The organism is Paraflavitalea speifideaquila, from assembly GCF_032395985.1.
Lineage (GTDB): Bacteria > Bacteroidota > Bacteroidia > Chitinophagales > Chitinophagaceae > Paraflavitalea > Paraflavitalea speifideaquila.
In genome coordinates this window covers 2678788-2700484 of the sequence record NZ_CP135920.1, presented here as the reverse complement: position 1 = coordinate 2700484, position 21697 = coordinate 2678788, and the positions used below count along the sequence as shown (strand labels likewise).

General features: G+C 47.5%; 25 protein-coding genes and 1 pseudogene. 8 read left to right on the top strand and 18 right to left on the bottom strand.

The genetic code is table 11. The features are described from left to right. Positions 1-15: 15 nt before the first annotated feature. Together RS881_RS18570 and RS881_RS18565 are read left to right on the top strand one after the other, a co-directional pair. On the top strand, positions 16-687 hold the full coding sequence (locus RS881_RS18570) for a M61 family metallopeptidase (RefSeq protein ID WP_315822436.1): 672 nt from the start codon (positions 16-18) through the stop codon (positions 685-687). Then, positions 684-1538 carry a M61 family metallopeptidase gene (locus tag RS881_RS18565; RefSeq protein WP_315822435.1) on the top strand — a complete coding sequence of 285 codons (855 nt, stop codon included), beginning with the start codon at positions 684-686 and terminating at the stop codon, positions 1536-1538. The genes RS881_RS18570 and RS881_RS18565 overlap by 4 nt, the downstream gene beginning before the upstream one ends. 7 nt (positions 1539-1545) lie before the next feature. Here the strand turns inward: RS881_RS18565 and RS881_RS18560 are convergent, their stop codons facing one another. Then, complete coding sequence (locus tag RS881_RS18560) at positions 1546-3231, bottom strand: GH39 family glycosyl hydrolase (protein WP_315822434.1); 1686 nt, start codon at positions 3229-3231, stop codon at positions 1546-1548. A 336-nt stretch (positions 3232-3567) separates the two neighbouring features. Between RS881_RS18560 and RS881_RS18555 the strand changes: the two genes are divergently transcribed. Continuing rightward, positions 3568-4890, top strand: a complete 1323-nt coding sequence (locus tag RS881_RS18555; RefSeq protein WP_315822433.1) for an acyltransferase family protein — start codon at positions 3568-3570, stop codon at positions 4888-4890. Continuing rightward, a pseudogene (locus RS881_RS18550) lies at positions 4847-5505 on the top strand (HAD family hydrolase). Before RS881_RS18555 ends, RS881_RS18550 begins: the two are co-directional and overlap by 44 nt. Positions 5506-5826: 321 nt before the next feature. On the opposite strand, the gene RS881_RS18545 reads toward RS881_RS18550, so the two are convergent. The 9 genes from RS881_RS18545 to RS881_RS18510 all read right to left on the bottom strand — a co-directional run bounded on the left by RS881_RS18545 (position 5827) and on the right by RS881_RS18510 (position 12255). After that, positions 5827-6504: a sodium:solute symporter family transporter gene (locus RS881_RS18545; RefSeq protein ID WP_315822432.1), complete on the bottom strand. Its 678-nt coding sequence runs from the start codon at positions 6502-6504 to the stop codon at positions 5827-5829. Between the two features lie 5 nt (positions 6505-6509). Then, on the bottom strand, positions 6510-7157 hold the full coding sequence (locus RS881_RS18540) for a sodium:solute symporter family transporter (protein ID WP_315822431.1): 648 nt from the start codon (positions 7155-7157) through the stop codon (positions 6510-6512). A gap of 41 nt (positions 7158-7198) precedes the next feature. Further along, positions 7199-7429: a sodium:solute symporter family transporter gene (locus RS881_RS18535; protein WP_315822430.1), complete on the bottom strand. Its 231-nt coding sequence runs from the start codon at positions 7427-7429 to the stop codon at positions 7199-7201. Between the two features lie 333 nt (positions 7430-7762). Continuing rightward, positions 7763-7939: a hypothetical protein gene (locus tag RS881_RS61655; protein WP_425476360.1), complete on the bottom strand. Its 177-nt coding sequence runs from the start codon at positions 7937-7939 to the stop codon at positions 7763-7765. Next, on the bottom strand, positions 7896-9251 hold the full coding sequence (araA, locus tag RS881_RS18530) for an L-arabinose isomerase (RefSeq protein ID WP_425476359.1): 1356 nt from the start codon (positions 9249-9251) through the stop codon (positions 7896-7898). Before araA ends, RS881_RS61655 begins: the two co-directional genes overlap by 44 nt. Positions 9252-9771: 520 nt before the next feature. After that, positions 9772-9978 carry a class II aldolase/adducin family protein gene (locus RS881_RS18525; protein WP_315822429.1) on the bottom strand — a complete coding sequence of 69 codons (207 nt, stop codon included), beginning with the start codon at positions 9976-9978 and terminating at the stop codon, positions 9772-9774. A gap of 2 nt (positions 9979-9980) precedes the next feature. After that, positions 9981-10472: a class II aldolase/adducin family protein gene (locus RS881_RS18520; RefSeq protein ID WP_315822428.1), complete on the bottom strand. Its 492-nt coding sequence runs from the start codon at positions 10470-10472 to the stop codon at positions 9981-9983. 44 nt (positions 10473-10516) lie between these two features. Beyond that, on the bottom strand, positions 10517-11626 hold the full coding sequence (locus tag RS881_RS18515) for an FGGY-family carbohydrate kinase (RefSeq protein WP_315822427.1): 1110 nt from the start codon (positions 11624-11626) through the stop codon (positions 10517-10519). After that, on the bottom strand, positions 11560-12255 hold the full coding sequence (locus RS881_RS18510) for an FGGY family carbohydrate kinase (protein WP_315822426.1): 696 nt from the start codon (positions 12253-12255) through the stop codon (positions 11560-11562). The genes RS881_RS18515 and RS881_RS18510 overlap by 67 nt, the downstream gene beginning before the upstream one ends. A 652-nt stretch (positions 12256-12907) precedes the next feature. On the opposite strand from RS881_RS18510, the gene RS881_RS18505 reads away from it, so the two are divergent. The 4 genes from RS881_RS18505 to RS881_RS18485 all read left to right on the top strand — a co-directional run bounded on the left by RS881_RS18505 (position 12908) and on the right by RS881_RS18485 (position 16990). Further along, positions 12908-13144 carry a hypothetical protein gene (locus RS881_RS18505; protein WP_315822425.1) on the top strand — a complete coding sequence of 79 codons (237 nt, stop codon included), beginning with the start codon at positions 12908-12910 and terminating at the stop codon, positions 13142-13144. Then, a complete protein-coding gene (locus RS881_RS18500; protein WP_484557636.1) occupies positions 13141-14439 on the top strand; it encodes an alpha-N-arabinofuranosidase in 1299 nt (432 codons plus the stop codon). Before RS881_RS18505 ends, RS881_RS18500 begins: the two co-directional genes overlap by 4 nt. Before the next feature lie 689 nt (positions 14440-15128). After that, a complete protein-coding gene (locus tag RS881_RS18490) occupies positions 15129-16409 on the top strand; it encodes an alpha-L-arabinofuranosidase family protein (protein WP_425476358.1) in 1281 nt (426 codons plus the stop codon). 158 nt (positions 16410-16567) lie between these two features. Continuing rightward, positions 16568-16990, top strand: coding sequence for a DUF2147 domain-containing protein (locus tag RS881_RS18485; protein ID WP_315822422.1), 423 nt, complete (start codon positions 16568-16570; stop codon positions 16988-16990). A gap of 16 nt (positions 16991-17006) precedes the next feature. Here RS881_RS18485 and RS881_RS18480 read toward each other — a convergent pair whose 3' ends face one another. From RS881_RS18480 to RS881_RS18445, 8 genes are all read right to left on the bottom strand, one after another. Continuing rightward, on the bottom strand, positions 17007-17918 hold the full coding sequence (locus tag RS881_RS18480; protein ID WP_315822421.1) for an outer membrane beta-barrel family protein: 912 nt from the start codon (positions 17916-17918) through the stop codon (positions 17007-17009). Between the two features lie 4 nt (positions 17919-17922). Beyond that, complete coding sequence (locus RS881_RS18475; RefSeq protein ID WP_315822420.1) at positions 17923-18594, bottom strand: outer membrane beta-barrel protein; 672 nt, start codon at positions 18592-18594, stop codon at positions 17923-17925. Next, positions 18531-18914, bottom strand: a complete 384-nt coding sequence (locus RS881_RS18470; protein WP_315822419.1) for a hypothetical protein — start codon at positions 18912-18914, stop codon at positions 18531-18533. Before RS881_RS18470 ends, RS881_RS18475 begins: the two co-directional genes overlap by 64 nt. A 121-nt stretch (positions 18915-19035) precedes the next feature. Beyond that, positions 19036-19401: a carboxypeptidase regulatory-like domain-containing protein gene (locus tag RS881_RS18465; protein WP_315822418.1), complete on the bottom strand. Its 366-nt coding sequence runs from the start codon at positions 19399-19401 to the stop codon at positions 19036-19038. Positions 19402-19674: 273 nt separating this feature from the next. Beyond that, on the bottom strand, positions 19675-19959 hold the full coding sequence (locus tag RS881_RS18460; RefSeq protein WP_315822417.1) for a helix-turn-helix domain-containing protein: 285 nt from the start codon (positions 19957-19959) through the stop codon (positions 19675-19677). A gap of 61 nt (positions 19960-20020) precedes the next feature. Next, positions 20021-20851 (bottom strand): hypothetical protein, encoded by an 831-nt coding sequence (locus tag RS881_RS18455; protein WP_315822416.1) that lies wholly within the window; start codon positions 20849-20851, stop codon positions 20021-20023. Between the two features lie 40 nt (positions 20852-20891). Next, positions 20892-21452: an NUDIX hydrolase gene (locus RS881_RS18450; RefSeq protein WP_315822415.1), complete on the bottom strand. Its 561-nt coding sequence runs from the start codon at positions 21450-21452 to the stop codon at positions 20892-20894. Continuing rightward, the gene (locus RS881_RS18445; protein ID WP_315822414.1) at positions 21449-21595 is read right to left on the bottom strand and encodes an NUDIX hydrolase; all 147 of its coding nucleotides are present in this window, start codon (positions 21593-21595) and stop codon (positions 21449-21451) included. The genes RS881_RS18450 and RS881_RS18445 overlap by 4 nt, the downstream gene beginning before the upstream one ends. Between the last annotated feature and the right edge of the window lie 102 nt (positions 21596-21697).

Here is a 21697-nt window from a genome sequence, read left to right as displayed (position 1 = left end):
AAACAGTATCCGTTTATGCATTATTCCATACGCAGGATCGCGTTGCTGATCAGTATGCTCCTCATGAGAGAAGCAATCACAGCCCAACAGTTCCATTTCGCCGTTTCCATGGAGCAGCCAGCCAGTCATTATTTTCATGTGGAGCTGCACTGTTCCACCATAAAAGATACGGCAACGGACTTCAAAATGCCGGTATGGACACCCGGCTATTACCAGCGCATGGACTATGCTAAAAACGTAGAACATTTCACCGTAAAGAACCAGGCAGGTGACACCATTGCCTGGCAACAAAGCGCCGGTAATACCTGGCATATTTCCCATTGTGGCCAAACGGCCTTTACCATCAGCTACGATGTAAAGACCACCCGCTTATTTGTAGGTACGCCCTATGTAGATGAAGAGCGGGCCTTTATCAGACCGGCGGGTGTATTCATCTACCCTGCAGGAAAGCTTAATCTTCCCTCAACAGTACAGATCAAACCCTATTGCGGGTGGAACCATGTAGCCACCGGACTAGATTCAGTGGCTGGTAAAGCATTTACCTATACAGCAGCCAACTTTGATATCCTGTTTGACAGCCCATTGCTGATCGGCAACCTGGAAGAGCTGCCTGCTTTTACTGTGCGGGGCATCCCCACCGGTTCATTGGCTACAAACTGGGTGAATTTGACAGGCAGGCATTCATGAATGACCTCCAAAAGATCATAACCACAGCTACCAACCTCATGGGTGATATTCCCTACAAACATTATACGTTTTTGTCAATTAGCCCCAGAGGAATGGGCGGCATTGAGCAATTGAACTCTACCGCTATCTCATTCAGCGGAGAGTCGCAAAAAGATACTGCCTCCCGCATACGGGCCCTCAACTTCCTGGCACATGAATATTTCCATCATTACAATGTAAAGCGTATCCGTCCTATCGAGTTGGGCCCCTTCGATTATGACAATGGCAGCCGTACCAACCAGCTATGGGTATCAGAAGGCCTTTCCGTCTATTATGAATACCTTGTTGTTAAGCGCGCCGGCCTCAGTACGGAAGAAATTTTGCTCAATGCTTTCACCGGTAATATCAAGGCTTTTGAAAAGGGGATCGGTAAACGGTACCAATCCCTGCAGCAGGCCAGTTATGAGACCTGGTCGGATGGACCATTTGGCCGCAAGGATGACAAAGAGAACAAGACCATTTCTTATTATGACAAAGGCCCGGTGGTAGGAATGCTGTTTGATTTTGCCATCCGGCATAAGACAAACAATAAAAAGTCGCTGGATGATGTGATGCGCACCCTTTACAAGGTATACTACCAAAAGAAGCAAAGAGGTTTTACAGAAGAGGAGTTGCGCCAGGTGATCATCAAAATTGCCGGTGATCCATTGACCGAATTGTTTGAGTATGTCTATACCACCAAAGAGCTGGATTATACCAAATACCTGGGCTATGCAGGATTGACCCTTGACACAACAACATATAAAATAACACGGGTACCCAACCCAACTTCCTTACAAAAGACAATTTTAAATTCCTGGCTGGGAAAGTAACCAACCCTTACCATTCCACTTTCAACAACACCACACCTTGTCTTTCGATGGTAATGGGAACGATCAGTTTCCCATCCAGCACCGCTACATTCCGTTGTACACTGGTTTGCTCCAACTGGCCGGCTTTTTCCAGTTGACTCACCTGCCCAGGTGTAGGCTGCTGGGGTGATCCCATCTGCTTCCACACCTCATAGGAATTGCTGTGGTGTTTATCTACGACATATTGTGTAAGGATAACTTTCCTGGCGGATACTCCTTCCATCACTACCTGCACATTTTCAGGTTGGCCTGCCAGGTCATCATCATGATAGTTCCAAATCATTATAGTGGCACTCTTTTTATAGCTGGCTGCCATTCCACCAATATCCGTAGCCGGCTTCCGTATACCTGAATCACGGATCATAAATAAAGGCGTCATCCGGTTGCCCGTTACTTCGACCCGCTTGCCCTTCATCATGCCAAACATGCGAAATACATTCAGCACCGGTTTATCAACGCCATTCGTAGCCAGGTCGCGGAATCCATAAAACCAGGGTTGGTTCTCAAACTCAAATGACCAGGATACTGCCCCCAGGAAATTAACACCCCAATGATCGGCCAGTAAGTACTTACGGGCAAAGGAGGCTGCTGTATAAGAAGAATACATCGTGCCATTGCGGTAAGCATTCTCGGGATTGGTAGCCATACCACAGGCGGCACACCCTTCAGGGTCAGACTCACCGATCACGATCGGCAGGTTCTTCACAGCAGCTATGGAAGCTACCAACTTAAACCCTTCTGATATATCGCGCAGTTGATTGCCTATCCCCATCCGCACATGCCCATCCACTACCTTCGGCGCCCCTTTGGCATGGAAAGCAATGAAGTCAAGTGGCGTACCGATCTTACCCGTTACATAATTGGTATCACTGGTACAATGCTGAATAAAGGTCTTGAGAAATTTGGCAGCCATATCCCAGGAAGGGCCCGTGGCATCCGGTCCGCCAAGCCGGGCCGTAGGCAATGCCCGTTTCACGGCATCGGCTGTGTAGTCATACAATTTACAAAACTCCTGCACCGTACCTTTCCAGTAGCCGATATTGGGTTCATTCCACAATTCCCAATACCAGCTTTCCACTTCTTTCTTTCCATAGCGTACCACACAATGTTTTACCCATTCATATACCAGGGCGCCCCACTTCTTATAATCATTGGGTGGATAAGCCCAGCCGGTATAGATAAGGTTGTAAGGCTGGCCCGGCTGCCAGTAATGCCGGTAGGGATCAGGTTTTACCGACAACGCTTCGGGCATAAAACCGATCTGCGCCAGGGGCTTCATACCGCGCTGCACATAGGTATCAAAAATACTGTCTGCAATACGCCAGTTATATACAGGATTACCCTGAGCGTCTTCGGTATACGCATTCGTAGAACCCCATTTTAAGGCTGCCGTACCATCGCCTGTAGTAAGCAGGTTGTGCGCCCGTACATATACCGGCACCGGACTCAGCGCCGCCAACTCGGACAGCAACTTTTTCCCATCCTTCATATACGTATAATTGGGTTCATCATACCCAAACCAGGCCCATACGGGTCTCATATCTCCGGTCGTTTTGGACAGATCGGCCCGTATCACCACCGGGTCATTTTGCCCATAAGATGTTATTGTACAGGAGAACACCAGCAGGAAACTGGCTACGGCAAGTTGTTTCATAGTTCGTTAGTTTTATCCGATCTCTATTAACCACCCTTTATCGTTGAACAATTTTTCTACCCGTCACAAAAGGGTGGTGATGATCCAATCATTAAAGTGTTAATTTAACAATTAAACAACGAACCTGATCAACTCATCAAAAGAATATTTGCTCTTTGCTTCCAAAGATCGCTCACCATTTCGTTTTCCAGAAAGTGGTACGGAAAGAGGTGACACCTTTCGCTTGCGACGCATAGGAAAGGTGTCACCTCTCCTGCATCGCATGGCAAAGCTGTCACCCCTCTGCAAGCATTATTTTCCTGAAACTGTAACTTTTCCGGGTATCCAATCGTTTCAGTGAAAACCAACTTCATGGTGGCTACCCCAAATCGCACCTTATGGCTTGACTACCTGCGTTCTGCACTCACTGTACTGGTGGTGGCCCACCATGCGTCGCTGGCGTATACTACTTTTGCCACCTTTCACCCGGAAGCTTATATACTTTCCACCCACCCGGTAGTAGACACCCACCGGTGGATCGGCATGGACATCTTTGAAAACTTCAATGACGTATTCTTCATGTCCCTGATGTTCTTTATCAGCGGCATTTTTGTGCTCCCTGCCCTGCGTAAAAAGGGGGTAGCCGCTTTTTGCGCGACCGGTTTTACCGCCTCTTCATTCCTTTTTTTTGTGGCGGTATCCCTATTGATGTTACTAGCCTACTACCCTGCTTATTACCTGGCCCATCACCGGCACAATATCAAAGACTATATTATTGATTTCTTTACCACCGAGCAATGGCCTGTAGGGCCACCCTGGTTTATATGGGTATTGTTTGCTTTCAACCTGGTACTCGCTTTGCTTTACCCAATGGTGAGTGGCCTGCTCACCAAGGCAAGCGCCTGGCTATCAGCATTGCAGAACAAACCCGGCTGGCTTTTCCTCTTTCTATTCCTGGCTACCTTCCTATTGTATGTACCCTTGGCATTTGCAGTAGGGCCTGGTACCTGGACGGGCTTTTATCCGTTTGATTTCCAGCTCAGCCGCGTGGTGCTCTATTTTGGATATTTTATACTGGGCGTTTTGGCAGGCAGCATTGACCTGGGAACAGGCCTCTTCGCCAATACTTCAGCACTCAAACAAAAGTGCCCTATATGGACTATTTTATGCGTGGTGATGTATGTGTTGCTCACCATCGTTCCGGATATACTCACCAATCTCGTTAAAACAAAACAACTGGATGAACTACCCGCCTGGTTATTGTATTTTTCTATTTATACAGCATCTTGTACAGCCAGTTGCCTGGCCTTTCTCTCCATCTTTAAAGCAAGCGTTCAATCGCCCGAACCGGCATGGCAATCGCTCACAGCCAATGCCTATGGCATTTACCTAGTGCACTATATTTTTATAGTTTGGTGCCAATACCTGCTGTTGCCATTGCCTGCCCATGCTGTTGTAAAATTCAGCATCACTTTTATCATCGCTCTTGCATTAAGCTGGCTCACCACTTTTATAATAAGAAAAACACACTCATCCGTAAATACCTGTAATACCCCTCCCCACCTTTTCACTCTTCCCCTCTTTCCGTCTTGCCGTCTTCCGGACTTCCGGACTTCTCAACTTATCTTTGCCTCCTATGAAAGCATTCTTATTCGACCTGAATGGAACGATGATCGATGATATGGGTTATCATATAAAGGCATGGCATACCATCCTTACTAATTTGGGCGCCAATATTTCTTTAGAACGTACCAAGGAGGAATGTTATGGCAAGAACCATGAACTGTTGGAGCGCATATTCCCCGGTCGTTTTACCGAGGAAGAAAAAAATGCCATGAGTTATGCAAAGGAAGAACAATACCAGCGCGAGTTCAGGCCCCAACTGCAGCTAATAAAGGGACTGGATCAATTCCTGGAGCGGGCATTCCGCCAGCACATCAAAATGGCCATTGGTTCTGCAGCCATCACTTTTAATATCGACTTTGTGCTCGATGGCCTCCCATACGGCATTATTTTAGTAGTATCGTAAGTGCCGATAATGTAATAAAAAGCAAGCCCGATCCGGAGACCTATCTCAAATGTGCTGCTGAACTGGCAATAGCGCCGGAAGATTGTGTGGTCTTTGAAGATGCCCCCAAAGGTGTGGAAGCCGCTCAAAATGCCGGCATGCAGGCAGTGGTCATCACGAGTATGCATACCAAAGAAGAGTTTGCCGCTTACGACAATATTATTGGCTTTACAGAAGACTATACTGCACCCTGGTTGCAGAAAACCTTACTTGCCGCTACGGTTTAAAGCCGCTCACAAGCCATTAAAAGCCTTTTGACATCAGCCTCTTAGCGGCCCTTTCCACCTGACAATTCACGCTGCCTGCCTGCAACCCCAGGTACCATTTCCCGCCCATTCCATACATCCAATAGATCCCGGTTCAGGCAAAATAACAACAGCAGGCCTCTCAGCCTGCTGCTATTCAAAAAAGATATATTACCAGATTCGGCTTACCAGAACTTCACGTACAAAGCAATCAGTATCATCAAGGTGATCACGATCAGTACCAACGTAGCTGGTTTCACCTTGAACATAGAGCTGTCGATCTCAAAAGCCTTGGGATTCACCTTAGGACCCCTGAGGCTGATGGCAACCATTGTTGCTACAGTAATAACAAATGACCAACCCATATTGATCAGGAATGGAATTTCGGTAATGGTCTTCAATACACCACCTTCCATTTTTTTGGTAGGTATAGGCAGTATACATCAGCGTTTCTTTACCAAAAATGCCTATTGCATAGTTGTTGAAGAAAATAGCCAGGGCAAAACCAAGGATCACACCTACCAGGGCAGCTGCACCGGTAGTTCGTTTCCAGAACATACCCAGTATGAACATGGCAAAAACACCAGGACTGATAAAGCCTGTATACTTTTGGATAAAGGTAAAGCCACCTTCGCCACCAATACCCAGCAAGTCTTCCCAGGTAAAGATGAGTGAGATAATGATAGCTGCCAATACGGTCATACGGCCAATCCAAACCATCTTTTGCTCATCTACATTCTCGTTCACATATTTCTTATGAATATCGAGGGTATAAATGGTAGAGATACTGTTGAGCTTACCCGCCAGTGAAGCCACAATAGCTGCCGTTAAGGCCGCAATCGACAATCCTTTCAGGCCATTGGGCAGGAAACCCAGGATGGCTGAATAAGCACCGTCTTTGCTCGCTAATTGTGGCAGGTGGCCATTTTTATACAATACCCAGGCGGCAATACCCGGCAACATAACAATAATAGGCATCATCAGTTTCAGGAAACCGGCAAAGAGGATACCTGTACGCGCAGTCTGCAGATCAGCTCAAGGGCGCGCTGAGTGATGTATTGGTTACAACCCCAATAGTTGAGGTTCACGATCCATTGACCGGCAAAATACATGGCAATACCGGGCAACACCACATACTTCTGGATCTGCAGGTTGTTGGGCGTATCAATCACCCCCACTGTCGATTCAGGTTTATCCAATATCATCTTAAAGTGCTCTGGCGAATCTTGCAGCAGCGCATTGAAACCAGCCAGCGCCCCTTGTCCTACACCCAGTTTTTCGGCAACGATCGTCAACGCCAGGTAAGTAGTAGCCAGGCCGCCAATGATCAATACCGCTACTTGTATTACATCGGTATAACCAATTACTTTCATACCTCCCAGGGTAATGATCAGCGCACATACCGCCAGCACCAGCATGATGGCATGCAAATGTTGACCACCCAATAAACCATTAATGGCCACCGCACCCAGGTACAGAATAGAGGTCAGGTTTACAAACACATACAGGAATAACCAGAATACCGCCATGATCAAAGCCACAGTTTCATTGTACCGTGTTTTGAGGAATTGCGGCATCGTGTAGATCTTGTTCCTGAGGTAGATGGGAATGAACCAGATGGCAATGATGATCAATGCCAGGGCGGCAATCCATTCGTAGGCAGCAACAGCTGTACCTACAAAAAGCCTTCACCACTCATACCAATAAACTGCTCGGCCGAAATATTGGAAGCGATCAGCGAAGCGCCAATGGCCCACCAGGTCAATGAACCTTCGGCCAGGAAGAAATCCTTGGTATCCATCGCAGCCTTCTTCTTGCGGCGGTAGATCCAATAGCCATAAGAGCCAACCAGGATGAAGTAGAGTACGATGATTAAATAATCGTAAGACACGAGACTGTTATTCATACGCAGTAACCGTTTTGAGATTGGTTATTTAAGTTGGTTATTAATGGATGAGAAAGGCTTATTAGGCAGATAATAACGACTGTTAGTATGACCAATACCGACGAAGTTTATTTTCATATGTTAAGCACTTTCCAAACGTGAAAAATAGCGATTATTTTAATAACAATCACACGGAATTCATCATTCCTTGTACCAGGAATCTCATTTTTATGCATTCCTGCTCACCCATTTCCCGTTTATTTAGCTTTTACTTATGCTATCTTATCAATCTTGTATGTTATCTTAACAAGATGCTATCAACCCTCCTTAATGCTGGATGCTATAGGCTTAATGCTATCTATAATACACCTCATTCCACCTCAGCTCATTCTTCAGTTGGTACAGGTTCGTATCCTTACCGATCAATACAAACTCTACCCCTGCCATCTCTGCAAAGTCCTGGAAGTATTCGGCCGTAAGATTTTGACTATACCCTGTATGGTGCGCCCCCTGCCAGTATCCAGGCAGCACAGGCTGTTTTCATATCCGGTAATGGCTTCCACAATACCCGTGCTACAGGCAGCTTGGGCAGGTCATGTTCAGGTTTCACCGCTTCCACCTCATTCACCAGCATCCTGAACCGGTTGCCCATATCAATCAGCGAAGCATTCAGTGCTTTACCAGGAGCACTGTTGAATACCAGGCGTACCGGATCGGCCTTGCCGCCAATACCTAGCGGATGGATCTCGCAGGATGCCTTGCCATCAGCAATGGATTCACAGATCTCCAGCATATGTGCACCCAGTACCTGTGGATTGATGGGATTGAAATGATAGGTGTAATCTTCCATGAATGAGTTACCACCCGGCAAGCCCTGTCCCATCACCTTCATGGCCCGTACCAGGGCAGATGTTTTCCAGTCGCCCTCACCCGCGAAACCATAACCACTGCCCATCAAACGCTGGGCGGCAATGCCTGGTAATTGGACCATGCCATGCAGGTCTTCAAAGGTGTCAGAGAACCCTTTAAAATTACCTTGCTCCATAAAAGCACGTAACCCTAATTCTATCTTCGCGGCATCACGCAAGGAGTTATAACTACTGCCACCTTTCTTCAATACATCAGCCACTTTGTATTTGTCGTTATACTCCTGTACCAGTTTGTCTACCGTTCCATCACTTATTTCATTGATCACCTGCACCAGGTCGCCAATACCATGTGTATTCACGGAAAAACCGAATTTGTATTCAGCTTCTACTTTGTCGCCATCCGTTACTGCCACATAACGCATGTTATCGCCAAAACGTACAAAGCGGGCACCCTGCCAATCATGCCAGCCGGCTGCTACCCGTGTCCATACGTTGATACGTTCCAGTACCTCTTCATCCTGCCAATGCCCGACCACCACTTTGCGGTTGAGGCGCATACGCGTCATGATAAACCCAAACTCCCGGTCGCCATGCGCACTTTGGTTCAGGTTCATGAAGTCCATGTCGATCTCTCCCCAGGGAATATCACGGTTAAACTGCGTATGCAGGTGCAGTAAAGGCTTGTTCAGGATCTTTAACCCACCGATCCACATTTTGGCCGGTGAAAAAGTATGCATCCAGGCAATGATACCGATACAGTTTTCGGCCGTATTGGCTTCCTGGCATACTTTATAAATTTCTTCCGGCGATTTCACCGTGGGTTTCCATTGAACCGTAACGGGTATTTTTGAAGAAGCATTGAGCGCCATAGCAATAGTCTGTGCATGTTCAGCAACCTGCTTCAAGGTCTCGGGGCCATACAGATGCTGACTACCGGTTACAAACCAAACTTCCAAAGTCTTTAAATGGATCATCTATCGTTTATTTACTGAGTTTATAATCTTCTTATAATGTCAATGTCCTAAATTATTAAAGCAAGCCTATCACACACCCTGGCGCAAGTATGCCTTTGAAAGGTGGGCCGCTCTGCAGCCTGGCAGATGCAGCGTTGTAGAGCGGCTCACCTTCATCAGGATAGAGGTGACACCTTTTCGTTTTCGTGGCAAGGGAAAGGTGTCACCTCTTAGCCCCTGGCGCAAGTATGCCTTTGAAAGGTGGGTCGCTCTGCAGCCTGGCAGATGCAGCGTTGTAGAGCGGCTCACCTTCATCAGGATAGAGGTGACACCTTTTCGTTTTCGTGGCAAGGGAAAGGTGTCACCTCTTAGCCCCTGGCGCAAGTATGCAGCGCTGGCTTTGTGATGCAGGGTACTTGTGCCCAACCATTAGCCCGAAAGTCAGTAAAGTCTGAAAGTCGGTAAGTAATGAAGTACCCGCATTGCCCTTTTTCTTTCCAACTTCCCGTCTTCCCGTCTTCACGTCTTCACGTCTTTCCGACTATTCCTGCCCATAATACGAATCCGGTCCATGCTTGCGTTCAAAATGCTTTTTGATCAGCGCATCCTTTAAGCGGGGCGCCTTCGGATTGATCTGTTCCGTTAACAAGGCCATTTGTGCAATATTTTCCAGTACCGCACTATTGTATACTGCTTTGGCAGCTGTTTTACCCCAGGTAAAAGGCGCATGGTTACCTACCAACACCATTTCTAATTCTTCATAGTGTAGCCCTTTTGATTGCAAGCAGTTAATGATCTGAAGCCTGTTTCATGCTCATAATCGCCTTTGATCATAACATCGTCCATAGGAGGCGCACAGGGAATATCTACGGTATTATGATCTGCATGCGTAGTACCGAAAATAGGAATATCCCGCTGCGATTGCGCCCAGGCAGTGGCATAGGTAGAATGGGTATGAACAATACCCCCAATTTTATCCCAATGCTTATACAATACAGCATGTGTTTTGGTATCCGACGAAGGGCGCATAGCTCCCTCCACCACTACACCATCAAAATCAACGACCACCATATTGGCGGGCGATAAGGAAGCATAAGGCACCCCGCTGGGCTTAATGGCAAATACCCCTGCCTGGCGGTCTACCGCACTGACATTGCCAAAGGTAAAAAGCACCAACCCCAGTGCTGGCAACTGCATATTCGCTTCATACGCTTCCTCACGGATATGTTGATAAACACTCATAGCTTAGAATTCAGAATACAGAATTTAGAATACAGCATGCCGGGTTAATTTACTGCTGTTAACCCTGGCTTGCCTTTCACAGCTCGTAGCTCGAGGCTCACAGCTCGCAGCTTTTCAAGCCTGGTCTTCAATAAAATTACCCAAAGCATGGTATCGCTGGTATCTTTTGCATACAATGCTATTTTCTGCTGATCGGGATGATATTCCATATCAAAGCCCTGCCCCATGGCAGCCATGGCATCTTCTACCCTGGTATAGATGCCGGCAGCAGTAGCAGCAAACATGGCTGCACCGGCTGCACAGGTTTGTTCAGACCGGTGGATGCGGATGGGCATATTCATTACATCGGCCATCATTTGCATGATGAAAGGCGATTTGCGGGCTACGCCACCCAGGCCGATCAATCCTTTCACCGGTACCCCTTCCTGGTTAAAACGATCAACAATACTTTTAGCACCAAAGCAGGTAGCTTCCACTACCGCCCTGAAAATACGCGGTGCATCACTGCCCAGGCCCAGGTTGCTGATCACTCCTTTCAAGGCCTGATTGGCATCCGGCGTACGACGTCCGTTAAACCAGTCTACCGCCAGTTCGCTGTGGTCATCAAACGACAATTGTGCCGCCTGAGCACTTAGTGCAGGAATGAGTTTGTCCAGCATCTCTGCCGATAGCCTGTCGGCCGTTTCTTTATTGATGATTGCCGATTGAGCCAATAACTGTTGGGCAGGCCAGGCCAGTACATTCCTGAACCAGGCATAGGCATCACCAAAAGCGCTTTGGCCCGCTTCCAGCCCGATCATACCGGGTATTACCGATCCATCCACCTGACCACAGATCCCCTTTACCAGTTTGCCTTCCATATCCGCCCTGGGCGCCACCAGCATATCGCAGGTGGAAGTACCCATTACCTTACTTAAATGATAAGGTTCTATCTGGCCACCCACAGCACCCATATGCGCATCGAAGGCGCCCACACCGATCACCACCTCGGTAGAAAGGCCCAGTCGTTCGGCCCAGGCAGCAGTGAGCTTGCCTGCCGCCTGATCGGCCGTATAGGTATCTTTAAAAAGTCGGGAAGTAAATCCTTTTAGCAAGGGATCAAGCGAAGTAAAGAACGTGTCGGGCGGCAAGCCACCATATTCAGCTGCCCACAATGATTTATGTCCGGCCGAACATACCCCCGGCGGATATCCTGCGCCCGCTGCCCGCCGGTAAGCAGGAAGGGGATCCAATCACAATGTTCCACCCAGGAGTAACAAGCTTTGCGCACGGGCTCATCCACCCGCAGCACATGCAGCAGTTTGGCCCAGAACCATTCCGACGAGTAAATACCGCCCACATATTGCAGGTAATTAACGTCAAACTGTTCTGCATGCGCATTGATCTGAGCCGCTTCTTTGATGGAAGTATGGTCTTTCCACAACACAAACATGGCATTGGGGTTCTGTTCAAAACCCGGCAGCAAAGCCAGGGGTGTACCCGTTTCATCTACTGCTACGGGTGTAGAACCGGTCGTGTCTATGGAGATCGCTTTCACCTGGGCAGCTACTAAAGGGCCAGCCTGTTGCAAACAACGCTGAATGCTTTGTTCCAACCCTTCCACATAATCCAGCGGATGCTGGCGGAACTGGTTAATCCCGGCATTGCAATACAAACCTTCTTTCCAGCGGGGATAGGGAAATACCGCAGCGGCCACTTCTTCCCCATTAGCAACATTAACGACGATCGAGCGTACAGAATCTGTTCCGTAATCCACTCCTATTACATATTGATCCTTTTTCATTCGGCAATTCGTGTCAAGGTAACACTTATGTGTTTATGTGCAAAAGAATTAACAAAAGTTGATATTACAAAATCAGGTGCGGCTAAACCCGACCTCTCCTACCGGCCGGGATACAAAACTACCAAAGTAAACCAATTCACAAAGCTCAAAATATGATGCACCTTTTACAAATAATAACCAGTTCCCTCATTTACACACCTCCCGTACCTACCTGCCCAGCCCCTGGTTTGCCATTTACCTATTCAAATAATTAAATGTAGTTGTGACAATTATTGAATTAATTACTTTAATTTGCTGCCACCTTTTGCTATTGCTATATGGAAAAGACCCTTTCCCACACCCGGCCTCTTGTCCTGTCTGCTATGCAGTCATGTTACTTCCTGCATGGAATGACCTCATCAAATCAGCGATCCGCAACCGGTTATACTACCTTACGGCACAAACACAAACCCCGTTTATTAACATACACATTTGCAAGGGAATGAACCAGTCAACCTGTATGCAAACAGGCAGGGGAATTGATTTACCGTTGCCAATACCATGGTTTAATCGTAGTAACAAGTTCGCCGTTTCTAAGGCAGGCTTACTATATTTGAATAACAGTACCTATTACACTTATTACAAGAAACGAGTTCAAACTAAATATCTTTCCATGAAGCATTTGTTTATCCTTCCCCTGGCATTAGCAGGTTATATCACTGCGCTGGGACAGAATGAGATCACGGTCAATGCCGATTCGGCCAAAACACTGATCAGTAAGCAGATCTACGGTCATTTTGCCGAGCACCTGGGCCGTTGTGTATATGGTGGTTTTTATGTGGGCGAAAATAGTAAGATACCCAATACCGCCGGTGTGCGCAATGATGTGGTAGCGGCCCTCAAAAGCTGAAGATTGCCAACCTGCGCTGGCCCGGCGGTTGTTTTGCGGATACCTACCATTGGAAAGATGGCATTGGCCCCAAAGACAAACGGCCCCTGATGGTGAATACCTGGTGGGGCGGCGTAACAGAGAACAATAGTTTCGGCACCCACGACTTCCTCAATATGTGCGAGCTCATTGGCACCGATCCCTACCTGGCCGGCAATGTGGGCAGTGGTACGGTTCAGGAACTTACTGACTGGGTGCAGTATGTGAACTTTGCCGGCGAAAGCCCCATGTCCAACCTGCGCAAACAAAATGGCCGTGAAAAGCCCTGGAATGTAAAGTTTTGGGGCGTGGGCAATGAAGCCTGGGGTTGTGGCGGCAATATGCGTCCCGAATACTATGCCGATATCTATCGCAAATATGCCACCTTCATGACCGGTTGGTCCGAAGGGCAGATCATGCGCATTGCTTCCGGCGCCAGTTCCGATGATTATAAATGGACGGAAGTGTTGATGAAGAATATTCCTGGCAATATGGTAGGCGGTGTAGCCCTGCATCATTATTCAGTGATCGACTGGGGACGTAAAGGCCCCGCCACCGGATTTACCGAAGAGCAATATTTCACCACCATGCAGCGTGCGCTGCTAATGGACTCGCTGGTTATCAAACACTCGGCCATCATGGACAAATACGATCCGCGCAAACGCATTGCGCTGGTAGTGGATGAATGGGGTGGCTGGTATGATGTAGAGCCCGGTACCAATCCCGGTTTCCTGTACCAGCAAAATACCATGCGCGATGCCATGATTGCGGGTGTAACACTCAACATATTCCACAACCACAGCGACCGTGTACGGATGGCCAACCTGGCACAAACGATCAATGTATTACAGGCTGTATTGCTCACCAATGAAGAGAAAATGATCCTTACGCCTACCTACCATGTCATGGAAATGTACAATGTGCACCAGGATGCCAAACTGTTGCCCATTAGCATCAAAAGCAATGACTATACGCTGGGTGGTAAGAAGCTGCCTGCGGTATCTTGTTCAGCGTCACGCGATACATTGGGTGTAACGCATATTTCGCTGGTGAATATCGATGCCAAAAATGCACAGGATATTTCCCTGAACCTGAAAGGCGGCAAGTATACCGGAGTTACCGGCAGGATACTGGCTTCGGGCAAGGTGCAGGACTATAATACCTTTGAAAACCCGGAAAAGATAAAGCCTGCTACTTTCAATGGAGCTGCTTTAAAAGGCACCCAACTTACGGTAAAATTGCCTCCTTGTTCGGTAGTGGTGTTGGAATTAAAATAAACAAGTCAATGAAAAGAATAGCCATATTGTTGGCAGGTGCTTCCTTTTAGCCTGCCCTGTCAAAGCACAAACCACACAGGTATTCACGGTAAAGGCCAACCAGGTTAAAACTACCATACAAAAAACCATGTGGGGTATCTTCTTTGAAGACATCAATTTTGGCGCCGATGGTGGTATCTATGCCGAGCTGGTGAAGAACCGGTCATTTGAGTTTGCCCAGCCACTGATGGGCTGGAAAGAACAAAAACAAAACAATGCACAAGGCGCAGTGCTCATCATCAATCGTGGTGAGCAACTGACCAATCCCCGTTATGCCCGCTTTAAGGTTACTACCGCCAGTGGTTATGGCATTACCAATGAAGGTTTTCGCGGTATGGGTATTACGGCTGGTAATCAATACAACTTTTCTTTACTGGCCCGTGTACCCGAAGGCGCCCTGCAACTCCGCCTTGAGCTGGTCAATGCAGCTAATCAGTCCATCGCCACCACCACCCTCCCGCTGGCAGGCACGGAATGGAAAAAATATACGGCTACCCTTATACCCAAGGCTACTGAAGCCAAAGCCAAACTCAATATCTGGTTTGAAGGCACAGGCCTGGTAGATGCCGATATGCTCTCTCTTTCCACAAAACACCTGGAAGAACAGGCCGGGCGGCCTGCGTGCCGACCTGGTACAACTGCTGGCCGATATGCAACCTGGCTTCCTCCGTTTTCCCGGTGGATGTATAGTGGAAGGCCGCGACCTGGACAACCGTTACCAATGGAAAAAGACCATTGGAGATATCGACCAACGGGAGGTGATCATGAATCGCTGGAATACAGAATTCCGCCACAAGCCTGCCCCCGATTACTACCAATCCTTTGGACTTGGCTTTTATGAATACTTTCTCCTGTCGGAAGATTTTGGCGCCGAGCCTTTGCCCATCCTCAATTGCGGCATGGCCTGCCAGTTCAATACAGCCGAAGTAGTACCTGCTGACGCACTGGACCCTTATATACAGGATGCGCTGGACCTGATCGAGTTTGCCAATGGCGATGCCAATAGCCGGTGGGGCAGGGTGCGTGCGCAAATGGGACATCCGGCTCCTTTTAATCTAAAGCTGCTGGGTGTAGGCAATGAGCAATGGGGTGAACAATACATTGAACGGTACAAGTTGTTTACCAAAGCCATCAGGGAAAAGTATCCGGCCATTCAACTCATCAGCAGCGTAGGTCCCTATTCTGATGGCCCCCTCTTTAATTACCTCAACCCTACCCTGCGCGGTTTGAAGGCCGATATACTGGATGAACATTATTACCGCGCCCCGGAATGGTTCCTGAAAAATGCCCGCCGCTATGATGATTATGACCGTAATGGCCCACGCATTTTTGCAGGTGAGTATGCAGCGCACAGCAAGGGCCCAGACAATACAGAGAATATCAACAACTGGCAATCTGCCCTATCTGAAGCCGCTTTCATGACCGGTCTTGAACGCAATGCCGACCTGGTGTATATGGCATCTTATGCTCCCCTGTTCGCCCATGCCGAGGGTTGGCAGTGGTCACCCGATCTCATTTGGTTCAATAACCTGCAATCGTACGGCACGCCCAATTACTATGTACAAAAGTTGTTTTCTGTTAACAGGGGAACCCATGTCATCAACATGACCCTCAATAATGAAACAGCTGCCGGTCAAAACGGCCTCTATGCCAATGCCTGCATTGACAGCACCAACAAAGAAGTGATCCTTAAAATAGTGAATACAGGTGCTACACCACAAACCGGGGAGGTGCATATTGATGGCGTGAAGAAGTTAGCAGCAAACGCCTCTGTTGATATCCTGCAACAAACAGACCTGCAGCAGGTCAATTCATTTGCCCAGCCAGCCGCCATTAGTCCGAAACAGGCTGCCATCGCGTTAAAAGGTAAGAAACTCAACCTCACGCTGGCCCCTTATTCGTTCCAGGTGATCAGGGTAAAGATATTGTAAACTCATTTGAGCTAGTGGTAAGTGGCTGGTAGCGAGTGGTAAATAAGCACTTGCTGCTGGTCACCTATTTTTCACACCTGGCGATTTTTCCCTATCTTCGATCTGACCCCAACAACGAACATGAGAACGGTAACCGTATTTTCTATCAAATCCTGATTATGAAAAAGTTCCTCTTGTTGTTGTTGCTCTCTACCTCCCTGGGCGCCTATGCCCAAACCTTCCAGGCTGATGATGTAACCGGCACCTGGCTTACGCAGGACAAATCGGGCCAGGTATCCATATACAAGACAGATAGCAAATACTATGGTAAGATCATTGGCGGCAATAGCCAGGAACATTTTGATGTACACAATCCTGATGCCCAAAAGAGAAAAGAACCACTGATCGGTTTGGTGATCCTGAAGGATTTCAAGTTTGATGGCGATGACCAATGGGGAAAGGGCACTATCTACGATCCTAAAAGCGGTAAAACCTATAGTTGCACCATGACCATCACTGATAAAAACACCCTAAGGATCAGGGGTATATCGGTATCAGCCTCTTCGGAAGAACAGAGATCTGGAAGAGGATTAATTAATTAGTAAATTAGACCATTAGTTAATTAATTCGGTTTCTCTCCTCCTCATTACCAAAACTCCTTTGCTTCACATTGATCTTATTGTTACCAAATTGCCAGGTCAGGGAGAGCCTGAAGAAACGGCTACTGTTGTTCTCCTGGTACACCTGTTTAATGCCATTCACTACCGAGGTATAATCTTTTAAATAGGCCGTATTGAATACATCATTACACAGCAGTGATAGCTGCAACTTATTGTTCAGCAGACTTTGTTTCAGCGCGATATTCAAGCGCGATTGATAACCTATGGCATACAGACCCCGCTTAAAAGGAGAGCTATACATATAGTCAACCTGCAACTTAGTGGTTTTGCTAAGCGAAAGGGTATTGTTGGTGGACAGGTATAGCTGTCCACTATTTTGCGGAACGGCTTTGAGATGACTGGTAAATTGGCTCCTGGAAGCCAGCAAGTACAGGGTGTTCTGACTTTGCCACCAGGGCGTTATGTTTACGGTATACGTTTCTCCGATCCCGTAATAATATTCCTTAAAATAATTCTGCCTCGATATCACCAGTGTATTCGTTTGCGGGTTGGAAGTAAACACAGGGCCAAAGCCCCCGCTGGTGATATTGAAGAACAGGTTGGTCCTCAATACCCCCTTGTATACATGCGTAAGGTCCATATTGTCATTAAAAGAAGGCTGTAGAAAAGGATTGCCTTCCGAATAGCTGGTACTGTTGATATAAGAACGGAAGGGATTGAGCAGCGAAAATCCGGGTCTGTTGATCCGCCTGCCATAATTCAATATATACTGATGGTTCTGACTGGGCTGATAAGCCAGGTACACTGTGGGGAACAATTTGAGGTAGTTGTTCTTAGTCCGTTGGTCCAGGATTTTGGAATAACCGGAAGTTTGTGTATTCTCCAACCTTAGTCCCGCCTGTACACTCAATTGTTTATTGATTTTTTTGTGCTATTGATGTAAACAGCCTGGTTATCCTCGCGGTATACAAACTCATCCGACCGTTTAGGGTCCAGTTCAGGCGTTCCGGAGATCGTGTTGAAATATTGCACATCCCCCTGCTCCCGGTAGTACTTAACCTGGCGCCATAAGCAAGCGCCAGGAATTTCAGCGGGTGTTCCATGTCTACCCGCACACTGCCATTGTCAATATGCTGGTTCGAGAGATTGCTGGCTGCCTGGTCGGTATACCTGAACTGCCCTGCCGGTGAAAATACATCGGCCACAAAGTGGTTGTCGAGGGATGCTTTGTACCTGAAGTAATCTACATCAACGGCAATCTTCCTGCCTGCTGAATCCAATTGCGATACCAGGTGTGCATTGAAAGTATGGCTACCAGTTTGTTCTTCCCGCTGGCCTTTATTGACAATGAAAGAATCGATACTACCCCCGTCATTCAGGATATTGATATGCACCAGGTCCCTGCTATCCGGGTTGGCCCCATTCAACAGGTAATGCACGCCAATGGTAGTACGTGGTGTAAGGTCATAATCCAATGTCATGCGGCCACCGAATTTATTTTCCTGTTGCCGGCCATCGTAATTCAATTCCCAGGACCCGTTGGGATAATGTGTGGCCAGGGCCTGGTGTATCTTCCTATTCCCCATTTGCCATTGCCGCTTAGCGACAATTTCCATTGGTCCTTATTGTACAAAAGTGAATTGCTCACCGACCCCGCAGCATAGGTATTTTGATCATAGGCCACGGTGGTGGTGTTTCTCCAGGCATTGCGCACGCCCTTTTTAAGTACGATATTGATCAGCCCGCCATCACCACTGGCTTCGTATTTGGCAGGCGGATTGGCGATCACCTCAATACGTTGGATATCGCTGGCCGGAATGGACGCCAGGAACTGCAGCAGTTCCTGGCCCGCCAGTTCCACCAGGCGGCCATCGATCATGATCCTGGCAGCCCCCTTACCCAGCATGCTGATGTTATTTTGCTGTATCACCAAACCAGGGGCGGCACCCAGGGCCTGGATAGCATTGCCCCAATGGCCGCCACACTATTCTCTACATTAAATACCAACCGGTCGGGCCGGTATTCGATCAGTTTCTTTTGCTGACCACCGTAACGGCGGAAAGCTCGCCGGCACCTGGTTGAAGAATAATGGCGCCCACGGTCGTATCCTGTTCCAATTTGATTTCCCTTTCCCAGGTAACAAAACCCAGGAAACTGATGGTTAGCCGGTAATTTCCTTTCGCAGCCCTCAATTCAAACCTGCCATCCTCCTTACTAAGCCCGCCGGCTATCATTTTGCCCTCCGGGCTGGCCAGTACCACATTGGCCCAGCCTATAGGCCCTTCCTTGCCCCTTAATGTTCCTGTCAACAACACCTGCGCATGTGTACAAAAGGGCAGCAGGAATAATAGGATAGCGATACTAAGCGTGCCATTTTTCCGGTTGGTGTTCATTCCTTTTTCACGTAATAATTAATTTGACACAAACCTGGCGAAAGGGCCACTACCAATAGTCCGACTTCAAAAAGTCGAACCCATTACTGTCCCGGAAATCGGTCCGACTTCTTCAAACAGTAGTTCGACTTTTTCTAACTAGATAATAATTAATTACTTACAAATCAGCTTTGTTGCCGCGCCAAGGTGGGCCTCCCTGCAGCCCCGCAAAGCAGGGAGGCAGGGAGACTCACCTTTACAAGGTTTTGAATAGGCCGGCATTCGTTTATTAAATTAATGAGATTGAATTCTATACTGGGTAGGCGTCATACCGGCATATTTCTTAAAGGCGGTATTGAAGGAAGATTTTGAATTGAAACCCACTTCATAAAAGACTTCCTGAATGTTCAGCTGCTGCCTGGCAGGGTCTTTTAGTATGCTCATGGCTTTACGGATGCGGTATTCGTTGATGAAGTCGAAGAAGTGTTGTCCGAGGTGGTGATTGATGAGAATGGAGAGGTCCCTGGCTGGTATTTTCATCTGTGTAGCCAGTCCATGAACGGTGAGGGAGGGTTCCAAAAAGGCTCCTGCCGGTCCATGAAGCTTTTTAACTCCTGTACCTTTTGTTCCATTTCCCGGTTTACCCGCACTTCCGTGGCCGGCTGGTCAATTGCCTGCCCGGTAACCGGGGCCGATCAACCGGGGTGGTCAATACCATTTTCTCCACAGGCTGAATGCCGGAATCCACTGTTCTGAAAAGGGAAGGATTGTACAAGGCTTTCATCACAAACCAACACAATAACAGGGTGGCATTCATTCCTACCAGTAGCTGTGCATTGGCAAAGAAATCGCTATTGCCGGTATACCCCACCAGGTCCTTCAACCATACAATGGAATGTACCACCGTAACAATGGTTACCAGTTGAAACAGCCAGCGGTAGGTAATAGAACCTGCATCGGCATAGTTTTCGAGAAAGATCCGTTTGTATTTGCTTAGCACGAGGTAAATACCTGCGATGTAGAAAACAAATTGCACATGCCCCAATACATTGCCTACTAAATAATCAGGACTTTCGCGATAGGTTTCGAGGAATTGGATCTTGGCCGCCTCCTCCAATAGATAAAACCGGGGAATCAATACCAGGTTGGCCACTACCAGGGGCAGGGCATGCAGCAGGTGCACTGGTCTTAGCCTAAAATCCGAATAGCAAAGGGCCAGGGCATACAAATAAAACAGGGGATTGATGAGCCAGGAGAGGCGGGACTTGAACAATAGCAGGTTCAAATGATCCAACATGTATTGGTCCAAAAACCAGGCGCTGATATCAATGGCATTGAATAAGATGAAAAGCCCCAGCAGGAAATTGGCCAGCTTATTCTTTGTTTTAACCGTAAATAAGAACAGGGAAAAGAGAATAGAAATAAGAACAAAAACCAGGCTGATTATACTGAGTAAATTGAACTTTTCCATTTATTGATTTTGCCTTAACGGCTATTCACTTTCCGCCGCCCTATATCAGGTTATGGGCATTGGGGATGATATTCAGGAAATTATGGAATTTGGAATTGTATTTCCTTTTGTCCAGCTTATAATAAAATGCACCCCGCTTGGAGCTCTCTTTCTCTTTTTCCTTTTGTTTTACCAGTAAACCGGTAGATAATACCTTGCGGCTGAAGTTGCGCTTATCGATCTCGGCATCATAAATACCTTCATACAGGGTTTGCAACTGGGGAAGGGTAAATTTATCGGGCAACAATTCAAAGAGAATGGGATGTAAGGCGGCTTTGTATTGTAAGCGATCCTTAGCCATATCGATCATTTCCTCGTGATCAAAGATCAGGCGGGGATGTTTGCGTATGGGGAACCACTCGGCATGGTAATCATCATTGAGCTGTTGCTGGTATTTGCGGATGTCAATGAGGCTGAAGTAGGTGATGGAGGCCGTACGTTCCAGGGGATCGCGGCGGGGATCGCCAAAAGCATGTAATTGTTCCATGTATACACCGCTAAGTCCTGTTAATTCCTTTAATACGCGGCCGGCGGCCTCTTCAAAACTTTCTGTGGGTTTCACAAAGCCCCCATGAGGCTCCATTTACCTCTTTCCGGTTCAAAGCCACGTTGTATGAGTAACAGTTTCAGTTCTTGTCCGTCAAAGCCAAATATGATGCAATCTACAGCTACAAGCAATCGGGTTTGTTGAGAGTAACGTTTCATGTGCAGTTTAAAATATGGATAAAAGTAATAAAGATTAGACTATGACAAAGTTTTTATATACCATCCTTGCTCATTTTACCCTATTTTTAGTTTGGTGTTCTA